Below are 21,316 nucleotides of genomic sequence, written 5' to 3' on the forward strand. Positions count from 1 at the left end.
TAAAGGAAAAGCGATGAGTACTGCTGCTTTGGTAGAAGGCAAGATCGTACAGTGCATCGGCGCCGTTATCGACGTGGAATTCCCGCGCGACAGCATGCCGAAGATCTACGACGCGCTCATTCTCGATGGCTCGGAACTGACGCTCGAAGTCCAGCAGCAGCTGGGTGACGGCGTGGTCCGTACCATTTGTCTGGGTGCATCCGACGGCCTGCGCCGCGGCCTGACCGTGAAGAACACGGCAAAGCCGATCTCGGTGCCGGTCGGCAAGCCGACCCTCGGCCGGATCATGGACGTCCTCGGCCGTCCGATCGATGAAGCTGGCCCGATCGAAAGCGCAACGACGCGTTCGATCCACCAGAAGGCTCCGGCGTTCGACGAACTGTCGCCGTCGACCGAACTGCTCGAAACGGGTATCAAGGTTATCGACCTGATCTGCCCGTTCGCAAAGGGCGGCAAGGTTGGCCTGTTCGGCGGTGCTGGCGTGGGCAAGACCGTCAACATGATGGAGCTCATCAACAACATCGCGAAGGAACACGGCGGTTACTCCGTGTTCGCGGGCGTGGGCGAGCGTACCCGTGAAGGGAACGACTTCTACCACGAAATGAAGGACTCGAACGTTCTCGACAAGGTCGCGCTGGTGTACGGCCAGATGAACGAGCCGCCGGGCAACCGTCTGCGCGTCGCGCTGACCGGCCTGACGATGGCCGAGCACTTCCGTGACGAAGGCCTCGACGTGCTGTTCTTCGTCGACAACATCTACCGTTTCACGCTGGCCGGCACCGAAGTGTCGGCACTGCTCGGCCGTATGCCGTCGGCAGTGGGCTATCAGCCGACGCTGGCTGAAGAAATGGGCAAGCTGCAAGAGCGCATCACGTCGACCAAGAAGGGCTCGATTACGTCGGTTCAGGCCGTGTACGTCCCTGCGGATGACTTGACCGACCCGTCGCCGGCTACGACCTTCGGCCACTTGGACGCAACCGTCGTTCTGTCGCGTGACATCGCTTCGCTGGGTATCTACCCGGCGGTCGACCCGCTCGACTCGACGTCGCGCCAGATCGACCCGAACGTGATCGGTGAAGAGCACTACTCGATCACCCGTCGCGTTCAGCAGACGCTGCAGCGCTACAAGGAACTGCGCGACATCATCGCGATTCTGGGTATGGACGAACTGTCGCCGGAAGACAAGCTGTCGGTCGCGCGCGCTCGTAAGATCCAGCGTTTCCTGTCGCAGCCGTTCCACGTCGCTGAAGTGTTCACGGGCTCGCCGGGCAAGTACGTGCCGCTGAAGGAAACGATCCGCGGCTTCAAGATGATCGTCGACGGCGAGTGCGACCACCTGCCGGAACAGGCGTTCTACATGGTCGGCACGATCGACGAAGCCTTCGAAAAGGCCAAGAAGATCTCGTAAGGGACAGGCGTAACGCAGCGGGCGCCGGTCCGTTCGTGAGGGATACCCTGACGGTATCCGTTCGCGAACAGGCGCTCACGTAATACGCTCAACCCGCCGTGCATGGGATCGGAGTAAGCGCTAAAGCGTGCACTCCGATCGACAGGAGTCGATATGGCAACCATCAAAGTAGACGTCGTCAGCGCGGAAGAGCAGATCTTCTCGGGCGAGGCGAAATTCGTCGCGCTGCCGGGCGAAACGGGTGAGCTGGGCATTCTGCCGGGTCACACGCCGCTGATCACGCGGATTCGTCCGGGTGCGGTGCGCATCGAAGTCGAGGGCGGCAACGACGAATTCGTGTTCGTCGCGGGCGGCATTCTCGAAGTGCAGCCGGGCGCCGTGACGGTGCTCGCCGATACCGCGATCCGCGGCAAGGACCTCGACGCGGCGAAAGCCGAGGAAGCGCGCAAGCGTGCCGAGGAAACGCTGCAGAACGCGAAGTCGGATCTCGACCTCGCGAAGGCGCAATCCGAGCTCGCGACCGCAATGGCGCAGCTCGAAGCGATCCAGCGTCTGGCGAAGATCCGCAGCCGGCACTAAGCCGCGCCGCGTATCCCGCGAAAGAAAGCAGCCTCCGGGCTGCTTTTTTTTCGCCTGTCGTTTTCGTCTGTTTTTTGCGGGCCGGATCATTCCGTCCGGTCGTGCTATTTCACCCGTCTGCCGCGATTCGATGTCAGAGTGTCGTCAGCGGAGCGCGGCATCATCCGCGGTGAGGCTGTCCGTCGCGATCAGGCGGCGGAGGCGCGCGCAGCAGGCGCGCGCGGGCCGATCAGACAAAAAGGACGGAGACATTCATGGCAGCAGACCTTGGCGTGGGCGCGCTGATCGCGCCCGAGAACGGCTTGTCGTACGTGCGTGGCGCGACCGACGTACCGCTATCTGAAGCGACGATCGGCCGGTTCCTGCGCGATACCGCCGGCCGCTTTCCCGACCGTCCGGCCGTCGTGTTCCGCGAGCAGCAGGTGCGCTGGACCTGGCGCGAGTTCGCGAACGAGGTCGACGTGCTCGCGGCCGGCCTGGCCGCGCTCGGCATCGTGAAGGGCGACCGCGTCGGCATCTGGTCGCCGAACCGCAGCGAATGGCTGCTCACGCAGTTCGCGACTGCGCGGATCGGCGCGGTGCTCGTCAACCTGAATCCGGCCTATCGGCTCGCCGAGCTCGAATACGCGCTGAACAAGGTCGGCTGCAAGGCCGTGATCACGGCCGAACGCTTCAAGTCGTCGGCCTACGTCGAGATGCTGCAGACCATCGCGCCGGAGCTCGCGACCGCGACGCCGGGCGACTTGCACGCGGCACGCGTGCCGAGCCTGCGCACGGTCGTGTCGATGGGCGACGTTGCACCGGCCGGCATGTTCCGTTTCTCGGACGTGATGACGCGCGGCCGCCAGGCGGTCGATCCCGCGTTGCTCGATGCGATCGGCGCGACGCTCACGGCCAACGAGCCGATCAACATCCAGTTCACGAGCGGCACGACGGGCAGCCCGAAGGGCGCGACGCTCACGCACCGCAACGTCGTCAACAACGGGCGCTCGATCGCGACCGCGATGCGTTTCACCGAGCAGGACACGCTGTGCATTCCCGTGCCGCTGTACCACTGCTTCGGGATGGTGCTGGCCGTGCTCGCATGCGTATCGAAGGGCGCGGCGATGGTGTTCCCGGGCGAAGCGTTCGACCCGGTCGCGACGCTCGCGGCCGTGGCCGGCGAGCGCTGTACCGCGCTGCACGGCGTGCCGACGATGTTCATCGCGGAACTCGATCATCCGGAGTTTTCGAAGTTCGACCTGTCGACGCTGCGCACCGGGATCATGGCCGGCTCGCCGTGCCCGATCGAGACGATGAAGCGCGTCGTGTCGCAGATGCACCTGTCGGAGATCACGATCGCGTACGGGATGACGGAGACGAGCCCCGTGTCGTTCCAGAGCTCGACCGATGATCCGCTCGAGAAGCGCACGACGACGGTCGGCCGCATCCAGCCGCACCTGGAAGTGAAGATCGTCGATGCGAGCGGCGACATCGTGCCGGTCGGCGCGACGGGTGAGCTCTGCACGAAGGGCTATTCGGTGATGCTGGGCTACTGGGACGACGACGCGAAGACGCGCGAGGTGCTGGTCGACGGCTGGATGCATACGGGCGACCTCGCGACGCTCGATGCGGACGGCTACTGCAACATCGTCGGCCGCCTGAAGGACATGGTGATTCGCGGCGGCGAGAACGTCTATCCGCGCGAGATCGAGGAGTTCCTGTTTCGGCATCCGAAGATCCAGAGCGCGCAGGTTTTCGGCGTGCCCGATGCGAAGTACGGCGAGGAGCTGTGCGCGTGGATCGTGCTGCGCGCGGACGAGCAGATGACGGAGGACGACGTGCGTGCGTTCTGCAGCGGGCAGATCGCGCACTACAAGATTCCGCGCTACATCCGCTTCGTCGACGAGCTGCCGATGACGGTGACGGGCAAGGTGCAGAAGTTCGTGATGCGCGACCGGATGATCGAGGAACTGAAGCTCGACGTGCAGAAGACCGCTTGAAGCGGTATGGCGGCGGGAAACCTGCGGGAAAAACGTGGCGGCCTGCGGGCCGTTACGCTTTCGATGGACGAAAAAAAGCGGGCTTATTAGCCCGCTAAAAACCACACGCTACGGGGTTAGCGCGAGGAGACCAAAGATGAAACCGAATCCGGCGGGGGGCCGGAAACGACTCCAACAAGGATGCCCCTCGGAAGGGCTTCGGTACGTGACCGACTGGCTCGCAGCGCTTCGCGTCCGCTCACACTTGGCACACGAGACCGCATCCGTGTTGAAACCGTTGAGGCCATTGTGGGCGAATTAATGACCCGTCGCGGTAACAAAGTGTTTCAGGTTGTAACGCCCGCCAGATAAGGCTTGGCGGGATTTTTTGCTGTTTTCGGGATCCTGAAAAAGGTCATTTTTACCCATATTTTCCGCAGCGTTTTCAGCGCATGCGCACGATGCGTTTTTCATGCGTATCAGGCGCGATGAATTGCCGATTTTCACGCGAGAAAGTGCACGGCATGACCGATACCGCGCATGACGATTCATTCGTCAGAAAGATTTTGAAACGTGATTGGAATGCGCGGAAGTCGGACGAATGGCCGATTCGGGTGGTTTCGCGCCGGTTGCAGGGCGTGGCGGCGCGATGGCGATGTGTAACGGCGGCACGTTTGCCACCGCCGTGCCACGCATTCCGCAGGCGGCGGCCACGGGGTCGATGCCCGTTATCGGCCGCCGCGGGCGGGCGCGCCTACTTCAGCCACTTGTCCGAAATCGCCTGGTATTCGCCGGTCGACAGCGCGAGATGCAGCCACTGGTCGACGTACTGCTGGAACACGACATCGCCGCGCGGCACCATGTACGCCTTCTCGCCGAACTGGAACGGCTTGTCCGGATGCACCGAGCACAGCCCCGGATTCAGCTTTTGCTGCAGCTGCGTCTCGGACGCGTCCGTCACCATCACGTCGGCCTTGCCCGCGAGGATCTGCTTGAAGATCGTCACGTTGTCCGGATAGACGGTCAGGTTCGCATGCGTGAAGAACTGTTTCGCGAACCGCTCGTTGGTACCGCCCGGGTTCACGATCACGCGCGTCTCGGGCCGGTCGATCTGCGCGACGGTCTGATACTTGTCGGCGTCCGCGCAGCGCACGACCGGCGTTTTGCCGTCGACGACATACGGCTGCGTGAAGAACACGCGCTTCTGGCGCTCGAGCGTCGTCGAGACGCCACCGACCGCGATATCGCATTTCGCGACGAAATCGGCGGTCAGGTTCGGCCAGCTCGTCTTGACGAAGTCGGTCTTCACGCCGAGCGATTTCGCGAGCGATTCGGCCATGTCGATGTCGATGCCCTCGAAGCGGCCGTCCGCGCGGTAGTACGAATACGGCTTGTAGTCGCCCGTCGTGCACACGCGCAGCGTGCCGCGCGCGAGCACGTCGTCGAGCCGCGAACCGGCGCCCGGCGCGGCGGCGGCGGTGCCCGCGGCGGTCTGCGCGTGCGCGGTGGCGCAGCAGAGCAGCGCGGCGGCGGCCAGCGTGGCGAATGTCTTCATCGGTCTCCTCCTTCGTTTCGTTCGATATGAGCGTCCGATCATAACGGAGCCATCGCGCGCGTCATATGGCCGCCATCGCGTCGGCATACGCAGCCTGAGGGCGGCTGTCCGGTAAAATGCCGCTTTGCCTTCGCATCGTCGCTCCTACCGTGGCCCATAACCTGCTCAACGACACCTTCCTGCGTGCACTTCTGCGCGAGCCGACCGACTACACGCCGATCTGGCTGATGCGCCAGGCCGGCCGCTACCTGCCCGAATACAACGCGACGCGTGCGCGCGCCGGCAGCTTTCTCGGTCTCGCGAAGAATCCCGACTACGCGACCGAGGTGACGCTGCAGCCGCTCGACCGATTCCCGCTCGACGCCGCGATCCTGTTCTCGGACATCCTGACGATTCCCGACGCGATGGGGCTCGGCCTCGACTTCCAGGTCGGCGAAGGGCCGAAGTTCGCGCATCCGGTGCGTACCGAGGCCGACGTCGCGAAGCTCGCGGTGCCGGACATCGAGGAAACGCTCGGATACGTGACAGGCGCCGTGCGCGAGATCCGCCGTGCGCTCACCGACGGCCAGGGCCGCCAGCGCGTGCCGCTGATCGGCTTCTCCGGCAGCCCGTGGACGCTCGCGTGCTACATGGTCGAAGGCGGCGGGTCGGACGATTTCCGTACGGTGAAGTCGATGGCGTATTCGCGCCCCGACCTGATGCACCGGATCCTCGACGTGAACGCGCAGTCGGTGGCCGCGTACCTGAACGCGCAGATCGAAGCGGGCGCGCAGGCCGTGATGATCTTCGATACGTGGGGCGGCGCGTTGGCCGACGGCGCATACCAGCGCTTCTCGCTCGACTACATCCGCCGCGTGGTGTCGCAGCTCAAGCGCGAGCACGACGGCGAGCGCGTGCCGGTGATCACGTTCACGAAGGGCGGCGGGCTGTGGCTCGAGGAGATCGCGGCGACCGGCGTCGACGCGGTCGGGCTCGACTGGACGGTCAACCTCGGCGCCGCGCGCGAGCGCGTGGCGGGGCGCGTCGCGCTGCAGGGCAACCTCGATCCGACGATCCTGTTTGCGCCGCCGGCCGCGGTGCGCGAACAGGCGCGCGCGGTGCTCGACAGCTACGGCAACCATCCGGGCCATGTGTTCAACCTCGGCCACGGCATCTCGCAATTCACGTCGCCCGATCACGTCGCCGAACTCGTCGACGAAGTGCATAGCCACAGCCGCAAGATCCGTAGCGGAGCCGCCGGCTGAACGCAAGCGCTGTCATGCTGCACTGCGGGGTGACAGCGTTTCGCTGCCGGCACTAAACAGGGCGCAACCCCGCACCCGTTGCCGATTCGGTGCTTGTCAAGACTTGACTTATACACATTTTCCACGTTGCAGCGCGGTAGAGCCCTGTATCGGTCAATTTGTCTGGCTATGGTTCGGTAATTTGAATAGCAGCCTTATGGAATAAGGCTCCGCGGGGCGGTGCAATGCACGGCGAAAAACAGCGGAAAGCACGGCCCCGCGTGCGTTGCGGCCATTGAGCGGCGAGTTCTCAACAAAGTTATCCACAGGCTGGGCAGGGTATACGGCGATTCCTAATGCGAATCCAAAACTTAGCGCCGAATCTGAAGTTTTACTTTAAGTGCGCTGTCGCGATGCGGGCGCGGATGCAAGCCGCCTGTATTTCGCGTATCGCTGCCGCCGGAGCGCCGCAATGAGCGGCACCTACCTGCGCGTCGCGCTCGATCATCCGCTCGCGACCCTGTTCGACTACCGCTGCGACGCGCAGCCGACACCGGTGCCCGGCACGCTCGTGCAGGTGCCGTTCGGCAAGCGGCAGGCCGTCGGACTCGTCTGCGAAGTGACGACTCACACCGATGTGCCGCCGTCGCGGCTGCGTGCGGTCGACGCGATCTGCACCGATCTTCCGCCGCTGTCGCCCGACTGGCTCGCGCTCGTGTCGTTCGCCGCTGATTACTATCAGCGCGGGCGCGGCGAGGTCGCGCTGCCGGCGCTGCCGCAGGCGCTGCGCGACGCCGGGCGCTGGGGGCGGTTGCTCGCGCCCGAAGTGCGCTACCAGCCGACGGAAGCCGGCCGTGCGGCGCTGCCCGATGCATTGCCGGCACGCGGCGCCGCGCTGCGGCGGCTCGCGCAGGCGCTCGTCGATACCGGCTCGCTGACGCTGCCCGACGCGCGCGCGCTGCATCCGAAGGCGGCCGCGACGCTCGACGACTGGGCGGCGCGCGGCTGGGTCGAGGTCGAAGAGATCGGCTGGGCCGATGCGCCTGTGCCCAAAGCTGTGGATAACCTGTCGACAACCGGTGGACGAACTGTGCCGCCGGCGCTGAACGACCAGCAGGCCGAGGCGCTCGACGCGATCCGCGCGGCGGAGGGCTTCGCGCCGTTCCTGCTGCACGGCGTGACGGGCAGCGGCAAGACCGAGGTCTATCTGCATGCGCTCGCGGCGCTGCTCGAGGCGCGGCCGGACGCGCAGGCGCTCGTGCTCGTTCCCGAAATCAACCTGACGCCGCAGTTCGAGGCCGCGTTTCGCGCGCGCTTCGCGGGCGCGCTCGCCGACGACGCGATCGTCACGCTGCACAGCGGGCTCGCCGAGGGCGAGCGGGCGCGCAACTGGCTGGCCGCGCATACGGGGCGCGCGCGGATCGTGCTCGGCACGCGCCTCGCGGTGCTCGCGTCGATGCCGACGCTCGCGCTGGTCGTCGTCGACGAGGAGCACGAGCCGGCGTACAAGCAGCAGGAAGGGCTGCGCTATTCGGCACGCGATCTCGCTGTCTGGCGCGCGAAGCAGCTCGGCATCACGGTCGTGCTCGGCTCGGCCACGCCGTCGCTCGAAAGCTGGTGGCAGGCCGAGCAGGGGCGCTACACGCGACTCACGCTGTCGCGCCGCGCGGTGGCCGACGCGACGTTGCCGACCGTGCGGCTGATCGATCTCGAAGAGGAGCGGCGGCGCGGGCGCGCGTCGATGGGCGGGCTGTCGGGGCCGCTCGTCGCGGCGCTGAAGGCGCGGCTCGAACGCGGCGAGCAGAGCCTCGTGTTCCTGAACCGGCGCGGCTACGCGCCGCAGCTCGCGTGCGACGCATGCGGCTGGGTCGCCGGCTGCCCGCGCTGCAGCGCGTACGTCGTGCTGCACAAGCCCGAGCACGCGCTGCGCTGCCATCACTGCGGCTGGGAAGCGCGCATTCCGCGGTCGTGCCCCGAGTGCGGGAACGTCGACATCGCACCGCTCGGGCGCGGCACGCAGCGTATCGAGGAGGCGCTCGCGGAGGCCGTGCCGGGCGCGCGCGTGCTGCGGATCGACGCGGACAGCACGCGCCGCAAGGGCAGTGCGCAGGCGCTGTTCTCCGACGTGCACGCGGGCGAGGTCGACATCCTGGTCGGCACGCAGATGATCGCGAAGGGGCACGACTTCCAGCGTGTGTCGCTCGTCGGCGTGCTCAATGCCGACACGGCGCTGTTCTCGCACGACTTCCGCGCGAGCGAGCGGCTGTTCGCGCAACTGATGCAGGTGAGCGGCCGTGCGGGGCGTGCCGGGCTGCCGGGCGAGGTGATGGTGCAGACGCGCTACCCGCGTCACGCGCTGTATCACGCGCTCGGGCGGCAGGATTACGTCGGTTTCGCGAATTCGACGCTCGGCGAGCGCCGCGATGCGCACCTGCCGCCGTTCGTCTACCAGGCGCTGTTGCGCGCCGAAGGGCGCACGCTCGACGCGGCGCTCGCGTTCCTGCTGCAGGCCGCGGCCGTCTTGCCGGGGCTGCCGGGCGCCGATCGCGTGACCGTGTACGACGCGGTGCCGATGACGATCGTCAAGGTCGCGAACGTCCATCGCGCGCAATTGCTGCTCGAAAGCGCGTCGCGGGCAGCGCTGCAGCATGCGCTGCGGGCCTGGCAGCCGGAGCTGCGCGCGCTGAAGGGCGTGCTGCGGTGGAGTGTCGAAGTCGATCCGCTGGATATCTGAGCGGCGCGCTGCCGTATTGAAGCTGCCCGGCCCGCCGGGCAGCACCCAACTGTCTCCCGTCGTGCGCCCGAACCGGGCCCCACCTCCCGTTATCCCACCCAGTGCAACCCGTTTTCGGCCGCATCCGTGCGCACCGAAGGTTGCACACGTGCGTCGAATCGGCCCGATCAGGGAAAACACCGATCCGCCGACCACGGGCAACCCCTAGGTTGCAACCGCATAAGTGGCTGATTATATTGACTAACTTGTGGGTGCAACCTATCTCGTAATTTGGTTGCACCTTTTTATTGCGTGCCGTAGGATTTCGCGCATCCTCTTACACCACATTGCCGGGCTCGCACCGGCGCACGAACCCACCATGGCAAGCACGACTCTCGGCGTCAAAGTCGACGACCTTCTCCGCTCGCGCCTCAAGGACGCCGCCGCGCGTCTCGAGCGCACTCCCCACTGGCTGATCAAGCAGGCGATCTTCGCGTATCTCGAGCGGATCGAGCACGGCCAGCTGCCGCCCGAGCTGTCGGGCAACAGCGGCGTGACGGAGCTCGCCGACGGTCAGGTGGCGGATGGCGACGACGACAACTCGCCGCATCCGTTCCTCGAGTTCGCGCAGAACGTGCAGCCGCAATCGGTGCTGCGCGCGGCGATCACGGCTGCATACCGTCGACCCGAGCCGGAATGCGTGCCGTTCCTCCTTGGCCAGGCGCGCCTGCCGGCGAACCTGCAGGCGGACGTGCAGGCGCTCGCGACGAAGCTCGTCGAGGCGCTGCGCGAGAAGAGCTCGGGGGGCGGCGTCGAAGGGCTGATCCACGAGTTCTCGCTGTCGAGCCAGGAAGGCGTCGCGCTGATGTGCCTCGCCGAAGCGCTGCTGCGCATTCCCGATCGTGCGACGCGCGATGCGCTGATCCGCGACAAGATCAGCAAGGGTGACTGGCGCTCGCACGTCGGCCACGCGCCGTCGCTGTTCGTGAACGCGGCGACCTGGGGGCTGATGATCACCGGCAAGCTCGTGACGACCAACAGCGAAGCGGGCCTGTCGTCGGCGCTCACGCGCCTGATCGGCCGCGGCGGCGAGCCGCTGATCCGCAAGGGCGTCGACATGGCGATGCGCCTGATGGGCGAGCAGTTCGTCACCGGCGAAACGATTTCCGAAGCGCTCGCGAACAGCCGCAAGTACGAAGCGCGCGGCTTCCGCTACTCGTACGACATGCTCGGCGAAGCGGCGACGACCGAAGAGGACGCGCAGCGCTACTACGCGTCGTACGAGCAGGCGATCCACGCGATCGGCAAGGCGGCCGGCGGCCGCGGCATCTACGAAGGCCCGGGCATCTCGATCAAGCTGTCGGCGCTGCATGCGCGCTACTCGCGCTCGCAGCAGGACCGCACGATGAGCGAGCTGCTGCCGCGCGTGCGCGCCCTTGCGCTGCTCGCGCGCCGCTACGACATCGGGCTGAACATCGACGCGGAAGAAGCCGATCGTCTCGAACTGTCGCTCGACCTGCTCGAGGCGCTGTGCTTCGATCCGGATCTCGCGGGCTGGAACGGCATCGGTTTCGTCGTGCAGGGCTACCAGAAGCGCTGCCCGTTCGTGATCGACTACCTGATCGATCTCGCGCGCCGCAGCCGTCACCGCTTGATGATCCGCCTCGTGAAGGGCGCGTATTGGGATACCGAGATCAAGCGTGCCCAGGTCGACGGCCTCGAAGGCTACCCGGTCTACACGCGCAAGATCTACACCGACGTGTCGTACCTCGCGTGCGCGAAGAAGCTGCTTGCGGCGCCGGACGCCGTCTACCCGCAGTTCGCGACGCACAACGCGCACACGCTGGCCGCGATCTACCAGCTCGCGGGCCAGAACTACTACCCGGGCCAGTACGAATTCCAGTGCCTGCACGGGATGGGCGAGCCGCTGTACGAGGAAGTCACGGGCCGCGACAAGCTGAACCGTCCGTGCCGCGTGTACGCGCCGGTCGGCACGCACGAGACGCTGCTCGCGTACCTGGTGCGCCGCCTGCTGGAAAACGGCGCGAACACGTCGTTCGTGAACCGCATCGCGGATAAGGCCGTGCCGGTGAAGGAACTGGTCGCCGATCCGGTCGACGAAGCGTCGAAGGTCGTGCCGCTCGGCGCGCCGCACGCGAAGATCCCGCTGCCGCGCAACCTGTACGGCGACGAGCGCCCCAACTCGATGGGCCTCGACCTGTCGAACGAACACCGTCTCGCGTCGCTGTCGTCCGCGCTGCTCGCGAGCGCGCACTTCCCGTGGCGCGCGGCGCCGATGCTCGACGACGACACGCTCGTCGACGCCCCGGCGCGCGACGTGCGCAACCCGGCCGATCAGCGTGACCTGGTCGGCACGGTCAGCGAAGCGACGGCCGAACACGTGAGCGCGGCGCTCGCGCATGCGGTGGCCGCCGCGCCGATCTGGCAGGCGACGCCGGTCGACGCACGCGCCGACTGCCTGGTGCGCGCAGCCGACCTGCTCGAAGCGCAGATGCACACGCTGATGGGCCTGATCGTGCGCGAAGCCGGCAAATCGCTGCCGAATGCGATCGCCGAGATCCGCGAAGCGGTCGACTTCCTGCGCTACTACGCGGCGCAGATCCGCGACGAATTCTCGAACGACACGCACCGTCCGCTCGGGCCCGTGGTCTGTATCAGCCCGTGGAACTTCCCGCTCGCGATCTTCATGGGCCAGGTCGCCGCTGCGCTCGCCGCCGGCAACACGGTGCTCGCGAAGCCGGCCGAACAGACGCCGTTGATCGCGGCACAGGCCGTGCGCCTCCTGCGCGAGGCCGGCGTGCCGGCCGGCGCGGTGCAACTGCTGCCGGGCACCGGCGAGACCGTCGGCGCGGCGCTGGTCGCCGATCCGCGCACGCGTGCGGTGATGTTCACCGGCTCGACCGAAGTCGCGCGCCTGATCAACAAGACGCTGTCGGCGCGCCTCGACCCGGACGGCAAGCCGATTCCGCTGATCGCGGAAACGGGCGGCCAGAACGCGATGATCGTCGACTCGTCGGCGCTCGCGGAGCAGGTCGTCGCGGACGTGATGCAGTCGTCGTTCGACTCGGCCGGTCAACGGTGTTCGGCGCTGCGCGTTCTGTGTCTGCAGGACGATGTCGCGGACCGCACGCTGACGATGCTGAAGGGCGCGATGCACGAGCTGGCGCTCGGCAACCCCGACCGGCTGTCGACGGACGTCGGCCCGGTGATCGACGGCGAAGCGAAGCAGACGATCGACACGCACGTCGCGGCGATGAAGGACAAGGGCCACGCGGTCACGCAACTGCCGTCGCCGGAAGCGTGCGCGCACGGCACGTTCGTGCCGCCGACGCTGATCGAGATCGGCACCATCGACGAGCTGAAGCGTGAAGTGTTCGGCCCGGTGCTGCACGTGGTGCGCTACCGCCGCAGCCAGCTCGACAAGCTGCTCGAGCAGATCCGCGCGACCGGTTACGGGCTGACGCTCGGCATCCACACGCGGATCGACGAGACGATCGCGCACGTGATTTCGAACGCGCACGTCGGCAACATCTACGTGAACCGCAACGTGATCGGCGCGGTGGTCGGCGTGCAGCCGTTCGGCGGCGAAGGGCTGTCGGGCACGGGCCCGAAGGCCGGCGGCGCGCTGTACCTGCAGCGCCTGCTCGCGACGCGTCCGTCGGGCCTGCCGCGCTCGCTCGCGCAGACGCTGATCGCGGACGGCGCGGTCGAAGGCGATGCGCGCGGCAACCCGGCGGCAGCGCTCACGACGCTGCGCGACTGGTTGATCGAGCAGCGCGAGCCGGTGCTGGCCGCACGTTGCGACGGCTATCTGGCCCAGGTGCCGGCCGGCGCGACCGCGGTGCTGAGCGGGCCGACGGGTGAGCGAAACACGTATACACTCGGCCCGCGCGGCACGGTGCTGTGTGTCGCGGCCACGCCGGGCGGTGCGCGCGCGCAGTTCGCGGCGGTGCTGGCTACGGGCAACCGCGCGCTGTTCGCCGGCGCGGCCGGCGAGGCGCTGGTCGCCGCGCTGCCGGCGTCGCTGAAGGCGCATGCGAGCGTGCGCAAGCAGGCCGACGCGCCGTTCGACGCGGTGCTGTTCGAAGGCGACAGCGACGAACTGCAGACGCTCGTGAAGGACGTCGCGCAGCGACCGGGCCCGATCGTGTCGGTGCAGGGCGTGTCGGTGGGCGCGTTCGAGAACGGCGATGCGGAAGATTACGCGCTGGAACGGCTGCTGACGGAACGCTCGGTGAGCGTGAACACGGCGGCGGCCGGCGGCAATGCGAATTTGATGACGATCGGCTGATCATCCTTGCCGTTCGGATCAAACATAGGAAGCGGCAAGGCGATCCCGAAGCCGCTCCATTTACCCTGGTACCAAGGAGATGCTATGCAACACACGATGAAAAAGCTGGCAGGCGCGACGTTTGTCGCCGTCATGTCGCTGGCGGGGACGGCCCATGCAGATGACGTGAAGATCGGTTACGCAGGGCCGATGACGGGCGCGCAGGCGCACTACGGCAAGGATATGCAGAACGGGATCGTGCTCGCGCTGGAAGACTTCAACGCGACGAACCCGAAGATCGGCGGCAAGCCGGTGAAGTTCGTGCTGAACACGCAGGACGACCAGGCTGACCCGCGCACGGGTACGACGGTTGCGCAGAAGCTCGTCGACGACGGCATCAAGGGCATGCTCGGCCACTTCAACTCGGGCACGACGATTCCCGCCTCGCGCATCTACGCGAACGCGGGCATTCCGGAAATCGCGATGGCGACGGCGCCGGAATACACGCAGCAGGGTTACAAGACGACCTTCCGCATGATGACGTCCGACACGCAGCAGGGCTCGGTGGCCGGCACGTTCGCATCGAAGGATCTCGGCATGAAGAAGATCGCGATCGTCGACGACCGCACGGCCTACGGCCAGGGTCTCGCCGACCAGTTCGAGAAGGCCGCGAAGGCCGGCGGCGCGACGATCGTCGACCGTGAATTCACGAACGACAAGGCAGTCGACTTCAAGGCGATTCTGACCAAGATCAAGTCGACGAAGCCGGATCTCGTCTACTACGGCGGCGCGGATTCGCAGGCAGCGCCGATGGTCAAGCAGATGAAGACGCTCGGCATCGCCGCACCGCTGATGAGCGGCGAAATGGTGAAGACGCCGACGTTCCTGAAGATCGCGGGCAACGCGGCCGACGGCACGATCGCTTCGCTGGCCGGCCTCCCGCTGGAAGAAATGCCGGGCGGCAAGACCTACGCCGACAAGTACAAGAAGCGTTTCGGCGAAGACGTGCAAACGTACTCGCCGTACGCGTACGACGGCGCGATGGCGATGCTGAACGCGATGAAGAAGGCTGACTCGACCGATCCGGCGAAGTACCTGCCGGTGCTCGCGAAGTCCGACATGGCCGGCGTGACGTCGACGCACGTCGCGTATGACGCGAAGGGCGACCTGAAGAACGGCGGCATCACGATGTACAAGGTCGAGAAGGGCGAGTGGAAGCCGCTGAAGAGCATCGGCGGCAAGTAAGCAGCCTGATGTGAGGTGACGCGCGGGCGGTGGCGCAGGTCGCTGCCCGGCCGATCATGAAAAAGCCACCGGGCCGTCGAGGCCCGGTGGCTTTTTTATTGCCGAGGGCCGGCGCTAGTCCCGGCGCACGCGCAGCAGGAATTTCTGCAGCTTGCCGGTCGGCGTGCGCGGCAGCGCCTGCGCGAACGTGAACTCGCGCGGAACCTTGTATGCGGCCAGCCGCTCGCTGCAGAACGCGCGCAGCTCGTCCGCGTCGGGCGCCGCGTTCGCGCGCAGCACGACGTGCGCGACGACCGTCTCGCCCCAGTCGGGATGCGGGACGCCGACGACGGCGGCCTCGGCGATGTCGGGGTGCGCGCCGAGCACGTCTTCGACTTCCTTCGAATAGACGTTCTCGCCACCCGTGACGATCATGTCCTTCAGCCGGTCGACGATGAACAGGTAGCCATCCTGATCGATCCGCGCGATGTCGCCGGTGCGATACCAGCCGTCCGGCGTGAACGCCGCGCGCGTCGCGGCCGCGTCGTCGAGGTAGCCGAGCATCATGCAGTCGGCCTTCAGCCAGATCTCACCGGTCTCGCCCGGCTGCGCGTCGATGCCGTCCATTCGCACGACACGCAGGTCGACGCCCGGGCCGCCCTGGCGGCCGATCGAACCGGCCTTCGCGATCTGCTCGTCCGGATACAGCGTCGTGCCGGCCGGGCCCGTTTCGGTCATCCCGTACACCTGGAAGAACGCGTGGCTGCGATACGCCTGGGCGAGCCGTTCGGCCTGCGCGGCGCCGATCGGGCCGCCGCCATACAGCCACGCGCGCACGCTCGACAGGTCGAACGCGCCGAAGCCGTCGATCGTGTCGAGCGGCAGCGTGTACGACACCGGCGCGCCGAAATACATCGTCACGCGCTCGCGCTCGACGGTTTGAAGGAAGCGCAGCGGATGGTATTCGCGCAGCAGCACGACGGTGCCGCCGGCGAACAGCGTGCCGCCGAACCAGTTGTTCAGCGGCGACGAATGCCAGATCGGCATCGCCATCAGCGTGCGCTCGTTGCGGCCGATGCCGGTCGCGAGCGCCGCCTGAATCGCCGCGAGCGTCACGGTGCGATGACTGTGCACGCAGCCTTTCGGGCGGCCGGTCGTGCCGGACGTATAGAGGATCTGCGCGATGTCGCCGTCGGCCGGTTCGATGCCCGCGAGGCCGTCCCGTGTCGCGCACATCGTGTCGAAGTTCGCCACGCCGTCCAGCTCGCCCTCGGTCACGAGCCGCCGCGCCGGATGCACGAGGCGCTCGACCACCGGCGCGAGCGTCACGTCGAACAGCAACGCCTTGCAACGGCTGTGCTCGAGCACGTAGTCGACTTCCGGCGCCTGCAGCTTGTGGTTGATCGGCACGAACGCCGCGCCGAGCCGCCATGCGCCGAACATCAGGTCGACGAACGCCGGCGTGTTGAAGCACATCGCGGCGACGCGGTCGCCGGCCGCGACGCCGAGTGCGCTCAGCACGGCCGCCGCGCGGTGCGAGCGCTCACGTGCGGCGGCATAGGTGATCGTCGCGGATTCGCTGACGAGGAACGGCTTGTCGGGCGTCGCACGGGCGGCGCGGTCGAGTGCGGCGACGAGGTTCATCGGGGCTCCGGGCGGGTGAACGAAGGCGAACGAAGGTGAGCGAGCCGGCGTCAGGCCGGATACGCGCGCTGCAGCAGCGCGGCGACGTCGATCGCGCGCGGATCGAAGCCGCCCGCGATGCGGCCCCAGTCGGGCGCGGCGAGCCGTGTCGCGACGAATGCGTCGGCGACGGCGGCCGGCGCATCGCGGCGCAGCAGGCACGCCTGCGCGACGAGCGCGAGCCGCTGCGCGAACACGCGGGCCGACGCTTCGAGCGTGTCGGCCGGCGTGGCGAGCATCGCGCGCAATGCGTCGAGCGCGGCGCGGATGCGCGGTTCGTCCGCGCCGAGGCCGGCGAGTTCGTCGAACAGCGCGGCGGCCGCGTCGGGCTCGCGCGATACCGCGCGCAGCACGTCGAGGCACATCACGTTGCCGGAGCCTTCCCAGATCGAGTTGACGGGCGCCTCGCGGAACAGCCGCGCGATCGGGCCGTCGTCGACATAGCCGTTGCCGCCGAAAACTTCCATCACTTCGCCGGTCAGCTCGACCGCGCGCTTGCAGACCCAGAATTTCGCGGCGGGCGTGACGATCCGCTTCCACGCGCGTTCGAGCGGCGAGTCGTCGCGTTCGAACGCGTCGGCGAGACGCATCGCGAGCGACAGCGCGGCCTCGCTTTCGAGCGCGAGATCGGCGAGCACGGTGCGCATCAGCGGCTGTTCGGCGAGCGCGCGGCCGAACGCGTGGCGCTGGCGCGTGTACGCGATCGCCTGCACGACGCCCTGGCGCAGCATCGCCGCGCTGCCGAGCACGCAGTTCAGCCGCGTGTAGGTGGCCATCTCGATGATGGTCGGGATGCCGCGGCCTTCGTCGCCGAGCATGATGCCCCACGCATCGTTCAGCTCGATTTCGCTGCTGGAGTTGCTGCGGTTGCCGACCTTGTTCTTCAGCCGCTGGATCTCGACCGCGTTCTTCGTGCCGTCCGGCCGCCAGCGCGGCACGTAGAAGCACGACGGGCTGCCGGCCTTGGTGCGCGCGACGACGAGGTGCGCGTCGCACATCGGCGCGGAGAAGAACCACTTGTGGCCGCGCAGCCGGTATTCGCCGCCGCGCCCGCCCGCGCCGACCGGCGTGGCGAGCGTCGTGTTCGCGCGCACGTCGGAGCCGCCCTGTTTCTCGGTCATGCCCATGCCGAACCAGATCGCGCGCTTGTCGGCGACCGGCACGTCGCGCGGATCGTAAGCGTCGCTATAGAGCTTGTCGCGCAGCAGCTCCCACAGCGCGGGTTCCTTCTGCAGCACGGGGATCGCGGCCTGCGTCATCGTCGCGGGGCACAGCGTGCCGGCCTCGATCTGCCCATGCAGGTAGAAGCCGGCGGCGGTCGCGGCCCAGCGGCCGCGGCGCGACTCGCGGAACGCGAGCGACACGAAGCCTTCGTGGCGGTACTGCCCGAGCAGCGCGTGCCATGCCGGGTGGAAGTCGACGCGGTCGATGCGCCGGCCGCGCCGGTCGAACGTGTTCAGTTCCGGCGTGTGGCGGTTCGCTTCGTCGGCGAGCCGCGCGGTGTCGGCGCTGCCGAGCCGTGCGCCGTACGCGTCGAGCCGCGGCACGGCCCAGTCGGCGCCTGCCCGGGCGAGCGCGTCGCGCAGCGCGATATCCGTCGCGAAGAGGTTATAGTCGACGAGTTCGTCGAACTGGTTCGTGACGGCGTGAGTCGATTCGGTCATCGGGCGTGTCTCCGGTCTCATGCTTCGCGGGCAGTCGGCGTCGTGCCGCCCGGAGGGCACTTCGGCGCGGGTTCCGGCTCCCGGTAAACGTATTCCCTGCTGATTTCAGAGTAGCAAATATGCCGCCGCGACATGTTCAGGTTCCGGCGCCGGCCGGCCAGCCGGCGGCGCAACCCGCGCCCGCCTTGCGCCGCCGGCCGCGCCAGTCGCGCGCGCAGGCGAGCTCCGACGCGTTGCAGCAGGCGTTCGTTCAGCTTTTGCTCGAACGCGGCTATGCGAAGGCGACGATCCGCGAGATCGCGGCCGTCGCGGGCGTCAGCATCGGCACCTTCTACGAGTATTTCGGCGACAAGCAGAGCCTCGCGGCACTTTGCATCCACCGCCGCGTGCTGGCGCTGGCCGACCGGTTGCGCGACGCGGTCGAGCGCTTGCGCGGCGTGCCGCGGGCCGAACTCGCGGCCGCGCTCGTCGACCTGCAGGTCGACGCGATCGCCGCCGACGCGGCGCTGTGGGGCGCGCTGTTCGTGCTGGAGCGGCAGGTGTCGCCGCTCACCGCGTACCGCCGGCATTACGACGCGTATGTCGCGCTGTGGCGCGACGCGCTGGCCCATGCGGCCGATCCGCCGCCGGCCGCGCGGCTCGACGGGCTCGCCCGGATGGCCCATGCGATCTGCTACGGCGGCCTGTCGCAGGCCTTGCTGACGCTCGGGCCCGCGCTCGATTTCGCCGTGCAACGCCGCGAACTGCGGGCCGTGCTGCTCGCGTACCTGGCGGATGCGGACGCGTAGCGCCGCCTAGGGGAAATGCCTGATGCGCATGTCGGGCCGGTCGGTCAGCCTCGCCGTCCCGTGCTTCTCCCAGCGAGCCATGAGAAAAACGCATGGCCGCCATGACGAACTTTCGATTGTCCGCCGATATTGACTCGGGCTAAATCATGCGGCAGATGCTGGGCCGCGCACGTCGCGCGGGCCTGCCCGAAGGACATCAGAAGGAGAAGTCATGCGAAGCGCCACCGCGCCCCGTTCGAAATTGCCCGACGTCGGAACGACGATCTTCACGGTGATTGGCCAGCTGGCCGCTCAGCACGATGCGTTGAACCTGTCGCAAGGCGCGCCGAATTTCGCGCCCGATCCGGCGCTCGTCGAAGGCGTCGCGCGCGCGATGCGCGACGGCCACAACCAGTACGCGCCGATGGCCGGCGTGATGGCGCTGCGCGAACGGCTCGCCGAGAAGACGGAAGCGCTGTACGGCACACGCTACGACCCGGCCACCGAGATCACAGTGATCGCGAGCGCGAGCGAAGGGCTGTACGCGGCGATCAGCGCGCTCGTGCATCCGGGCGACGAGGTGATCTACTTCGAGCCGTCGTTCGACAGCTATGCGCCGATCGTGCGGCTGCAGGGCGCGACGCCGGTGGCGATCAAGCTGTCGCCCGAGCATTTCCGCGTGAACTGGGATGAAGTGGCCGCGGCGATCACGTCGCGCACGCGGATGATCATCGTCAACACGCCGCACAACCCGACCGCGACCGTGTTCTCGGCCGACGATCTCGAGCGGCTCGCGCAGCTCACGCGCGACACGGGCATCGTTGTGCTGTCCGACGAAGTCTACGAGCACGTCGTGTTCGACGGCGCGCAGCACCAGAGCGTCGCGCGCCACCGCGAGCTGGCCGAGCGCAGCGTGATCGTGTCGTCGTTCGGCAAGTCGTTCCACGTGACGGGCTGGCGGGTCGGCCATTGCCTCGCGCCGGCCGAACTGATGGACGAGATCCGCAAGGTGCACCAGTTCATGGTGTTCTCGGCCGATACGCCGATGCAGATCGCGTTCGCGGAGATCCTCGCGCGGCCGGAAAGCTATCTCGGCCTGTCGGCGTTCTACCAGGCCAAGCGCGACCTGCTCGCGCGCGAGCTGGCCGATTCGCGTTTCGAGCTGCTGCCGAGCGAAGGCTCGTTCTTCATGCTCGCGCGCTTCCGGCATTTCTCGGATGAAAGCGACAGCGATTTCGTGCTGCGCCTGATCCGCGACGCGCGCGTCGCGACGATTCCGCTGTCGGCGTTCTATACCGACGGCACCGATGCCGGCGTGATCCGGCTCAGTTTTTCGAAGGACGACGCGACGCTGGTCGAAGGCGCGCGGCGGCTGCGTTCGCTGTAAGAAACCGGCGACGGGCATCCGGCGACGGGCGCGTCGCATCGACCAATCACAGGAGATCACGATGAAGCATACGGCTACCCTGAAACTCGCGTTTGCACTCGCATGCGCAATCGGCTCCGGCGCGGCGCTCGCTGACGCACAGACGCTGCGTTTCGGCCTTGAAGCGCAATACCCGCCGTTCGAATCGAAAGCGCCGAACGGCGACCTGCAGGGCTTCGACATCGACGTCGGCAATGCCGTCTGCCAGACGGCGAAGCTGTCGTGCAAATGGGTCGAGACGTCGTTCGACGGCCTGATTCCCGCACTGAAGGGCCGCAAATTCGACGCGATCAACTCGGCGATGAACGCGACCGAGCAGCGGCGCCAGGCGATCGACTTCACGACGATCATCTACCGCGTGCCGACCCAGCTGATCGCCCGCACCGGCAGCGGCCTGCTGCCGACGCCCGAATCGCTGAAGGGCAAGCGCGTCGGCGTGCTGCAGGCGTCGATCCAGGAAACCTACGCGAAGGCGCACTGGGAGCCGGCCGGCATCGCGATCGTCGCGTACCAGGACCAGAACCAGGCGTACGCGGACCTGGTCGCGGGCCGCCTCGACGCGACGCTCGTGCTTGCGCCGTCCGGCCAGCGCGGCTTCCTGTCGCGCCCGGACGGCAAGGGCTTCTCGTTCGTCGGCCAGCCCGTGCACGACGACAAGATCCTCGGCAGCGGCATCGCATTCGGCCTGCGCAAGGGCGACGACGCACTGAAGGCGAAGCTCGACGCGGCGATCGACAAGCTGAAGGCGGACGGCACGGTGAAGACGCTCGGCCTGAAGTATTTCGGCGATATCGACATTTCGACCAAGTAAGCGGGGCCGCG

General features: G+C 67.4%; 13 protein-coding genes. 10 read left to right on the plus strand and 3 right to left on the minus strand.

Annotated features, from left to right (window positions below; all coding sequences use genetic code 11):
• The first annotated feature begins 13 nt into the window (after positions 1 to 13).
• The 3 genes from atpD to KEC55_RS00520 all read left to right on the plus strand — a co-directional run bounded on the left by atpD (position 14) and on the right by KEC55_RS00520 (position 3,969).
• A complete protein-coding gene (gene atpD, locus KEC55_RS00510) occupies positions 14 to 1,408 on the plus strand; it encodes a F0F1 ATP synthase subunit beta (protein WP_174940224.1) in 1,395 nt (464 codons plus the stop codon).
• Between the two features lie 153 nt (positions 1,409 to 1,561).
• A complete protein-coding gene (locus KEC55_RS00515) occupies positions 1,562 to 1,987 on the plus strand; it encodes a F0F1 ATP synthase subunit epsilon (protein ID WP_006477288.1) in 426 nt (141 codons plus the stop codon).
• Positions 1,988 to 2,241: 254 nt separating this feature from the next.
• Positions 2,242 to 3,969, plus strand: coding sequence for an AMP-binding protein (locus KEC55_RS00520; protein ID WP_282506304.1), 1,728 nt, complete (start codon positions 2,242 to 2,244; stop codon positions 3,967 to 3,969).
• A gap of 733 nt (positions 3,970 to 4,702) precedes the next feature.
• On the opposite strand, the gene KEC55_RS00525 is transcribed toward KEC55_RS00520, so the two are convergent.
• Entirely contained in the window at positions 4,703 to 5,503 is an 801-nt protein-coding gene (locus tag KEC55_RS00525; protein WP_282506305.1) for a transporter substrate-binding domain-containing protein, read from the minus strand.
• A gap of 149 nt (positions 5,504 to 5,652) precedes the next feature.
• Here KEC55_RS00525 and hemE point away from each other — a divergent pair, with 149 nt between their 5' ends.
• From hemE to KEC55_RS00545, 4 genes are all read left to right on the plus strand, one after another.
• Positions 5,653 to 6,747: a uroporphyrinogen decarboxylase gene (hemE, locus tag KEC55_RS00530; protein WP_282506306.1), complete on the plus strand. Its 1,095-nt coding sequence runs from the start codon at positions 5,653 to 5,655 to the stop codon at positions 6,745 to 6,747.
• A gap of 451 nt (positions 6,748 to 7,198) precedes the next feature.
• Positions 7,199 to 9,460 carry a primosomal protein N' gene (locus KEC55_RS00535; RefSeq protein WP_282506307.1) on the plus strand — a complete coding sequence of 754 codons (2,262 nt, stop codon included), beginning with the start codon at positions 7,199 to 7,201 and terminating at the stop codon, positions 9,458 to 9,460.
• A gap of 358 nt (positions 9,461 to 9,818) precedes the next feature.
• Entirely contained in the window at positions 9,819 to 13,751 is a 3,933-nt protein-coding gene (gene putA, locus KEC55_RS00540) for a trifunctional transcriptional regulator/proline dehydrogenase/L-glutamate gamma-semialdehyde dehydrogenase (RefSeq protein WP_282506308.1), read from the plus strand.
• An 84-nt stretch (positions 13,752 to 13,835) separates the two neighbouring features.
• Entirely contained in the window at positions 13,836 to 14,975 is a 1,140-nt protein-coding gene (locus KEC55_RS00545; RefSeq protein WP_166963881.1) for a branched-chain amino acid ABC transporter substrate-binding protein, read from the plus strand.
• Positions 14,976 to 15,089: 114 nt separating this feature from the next.
• Here KEC55_RS00545 and KEC55_RS00550 read toward each other — a convergent pair whose 3' ends face one another.
• Complete coding sequence (locus tag KEC55_RS00550; RefSeq protein WP_282506310.1) at positions 15,090 to 16,598, minus strand: class I adenylate-forming enzyme family protein; 1,509 nt, start codon at positions 16,596 to 16,598, stop codon at positions 15,090 to 15,092.
• 50 nt (positions 16,599 to 16,648) lie between these two features.
• The gene (locus KEC55_RS00555; RefSeq protein WP_282506311.1) at positions 16,649 to 18,301 is read right to left on the minus strand and encodes an acyl-CoA dehydrogenase family protein; all 1,653 of its coding nucleotides are present in this window, start codon (positions 18,299 to 18,301) and stop codon (positions 16,649 to 16,651) included.
• A 119-nt stretch (positions 18,302 to 18,420) separates the two neighbouring features.
• Here KEC55_RS00555 and KEC55_RS00560 point away from each other — a divergent pair, with 119 nt between their 5' ends.
• From KEC55_RS00560 to KEC55_RS00570, 3 genes are all read left to right on the plus strand, one after another.
• Positions 18,421 to 19,089 carry a TetR/AcrR family transcriptional regulator gene (locus KEC55_RS00560; RefSeq protein WP_282506312.1) on the plus strand — a complete coding sequence of 223 codons (669 nt, stop codon included), beginning with the start codon at positions 18,421 to 18,423 and terminating at the stop codon, positions 19,087 to 19,089.
• A 211-nt stretch (positions 19,090 to 19,300) separates the two neighbouring features.
• The gene (locus KEC55_RS00565) at positions 19,301 to 20,455 is read left to right on the plus strand and encodes a pyridoxal phosphate-dependent aminotransferase (RefSeq protein WP_282506313.1); all 1,155 of its coding nucleotides are present in this window, start codon (positions 19,301 to 19,303) and stop codon (positions 20,453 to 20,455) included.
• Positions 20,456 to 20,516: 61 nt separating this feature from the next.
• Positions 20,517 to 21,305 carry an ABC transporter substrate-binding protein gene (locus KEC55_RS00570; RefSeq protein ID WP_176049093.1) on the plus strand — a complete coding sequence of 263 codons (789 nt, stop codon included), beginning with the start codon at positions 20,517 to 20,519 and terminating at the stop codon, positions 21,303 to 21,305.
• Positions 21,306 to 21,316: the final 11 nt, after the last annotated feature.

This window comes from Burkholderia cepacia, from assembly GCF_029962485.1.
In the GTDB taxonomy this organism is placed as follows: Bacteria; Pseudomonadota; Gammaproteobacteria; order Burkholderiales; family Burkholderiaceae; genus Burkholderia.

What these genes read in the sequence shown, in the direction of transcription:
- KEC55_RS00525 (WP_282506305.1), bottom strand. Translation starts at nt 5,503, where the DNA reads ATGAAGACATTCGCCACGCTGGCCGCCGCCGCGCTGCTCTGCTGCGCC.
- KEC55_RS00560 (WP_282506312.1), top strand. Translation starts at nt 18,421, where the DNA reads ATGCCGCCGCGACATGTTCAGGTTCCGGCGCCGGCCGGCCAGCCGGCG.
- KEC55_RS00555 (WP_282506311.1), bottom strand. Translation starts at nt 18,301, where the DNA reads ATGACCGAATCGACTCACGCCGTCACGAACCAGTTCGACGAACTCGTC.
- KEC55_RS00535 (WP_282506307.1), top strand. Translation starts at nt 7,199, where the DNA reads ATGAGCGGCACCTACCTGCGCGTCGCGCTCGATCATCCGCTCGCGACC.
- KEC55_RS00545 (WP_166963881.1), top strand. Translation starts at nt 13,836, where the DNA reads ATGCAACACACGATGAAAAAGCTGGCAGGCGCGACGTTTGTCGCCGTC.
- atpD (WP_174940224.1), top strand. Translation starts at nt 14, where the DNA reads ATGAGTACTGCTGCTTTGGTAGAAGGCAAGATCGTACAGTGCATCGGC.
- KEC55_RS00520 (WP_282506304.1), top strand. Translation starts at nt 2,242, where the DNA reads ATGGCAGCAGACCTTGGCGTGGGCGCGCTGATCGCGCCCGAGAACGGC.
- KEC55_RS00565 (WP_282506313.1), top strand. Translation starts at nt 19,301, where the DNA reads ATGCGAAGCGCCACCGCGCCCCGTTCGAAATTGCCCGACGTCGGAACG.
- KEC55_RS00570 (WP_176049093.1), top strand. Translation starts at nt 20,517, where the DNA reads ATGAAGCATACGGCTACCCTGAAACTCGCGTTTGCACTCGCATGCGCA.
- KEC55_RS00550 (WP_282506310.1), bottom strand. Translation starts at nt 16,598, where the DNA reads ATGAACCTCGTCGCCGCACTCGACCGCGCCGCCCGTGCGACGCCCGAC.
- KEC55_RS00515 (WP_006477288.1), top strand. Translation starts at nt 1,562, where the DNA reads ATGGCAACCATCAAAGTAGACGTCGTCAGCGCGGAAGAGCAGATCTTC.
- putA (WP_282506308.1), top strand. Translation starts at nt 9,819, where the DNA reads ATGGCAAGCACGACTCTCGGCGTCAAAGTCGACGACCTTCTCCGCTCG.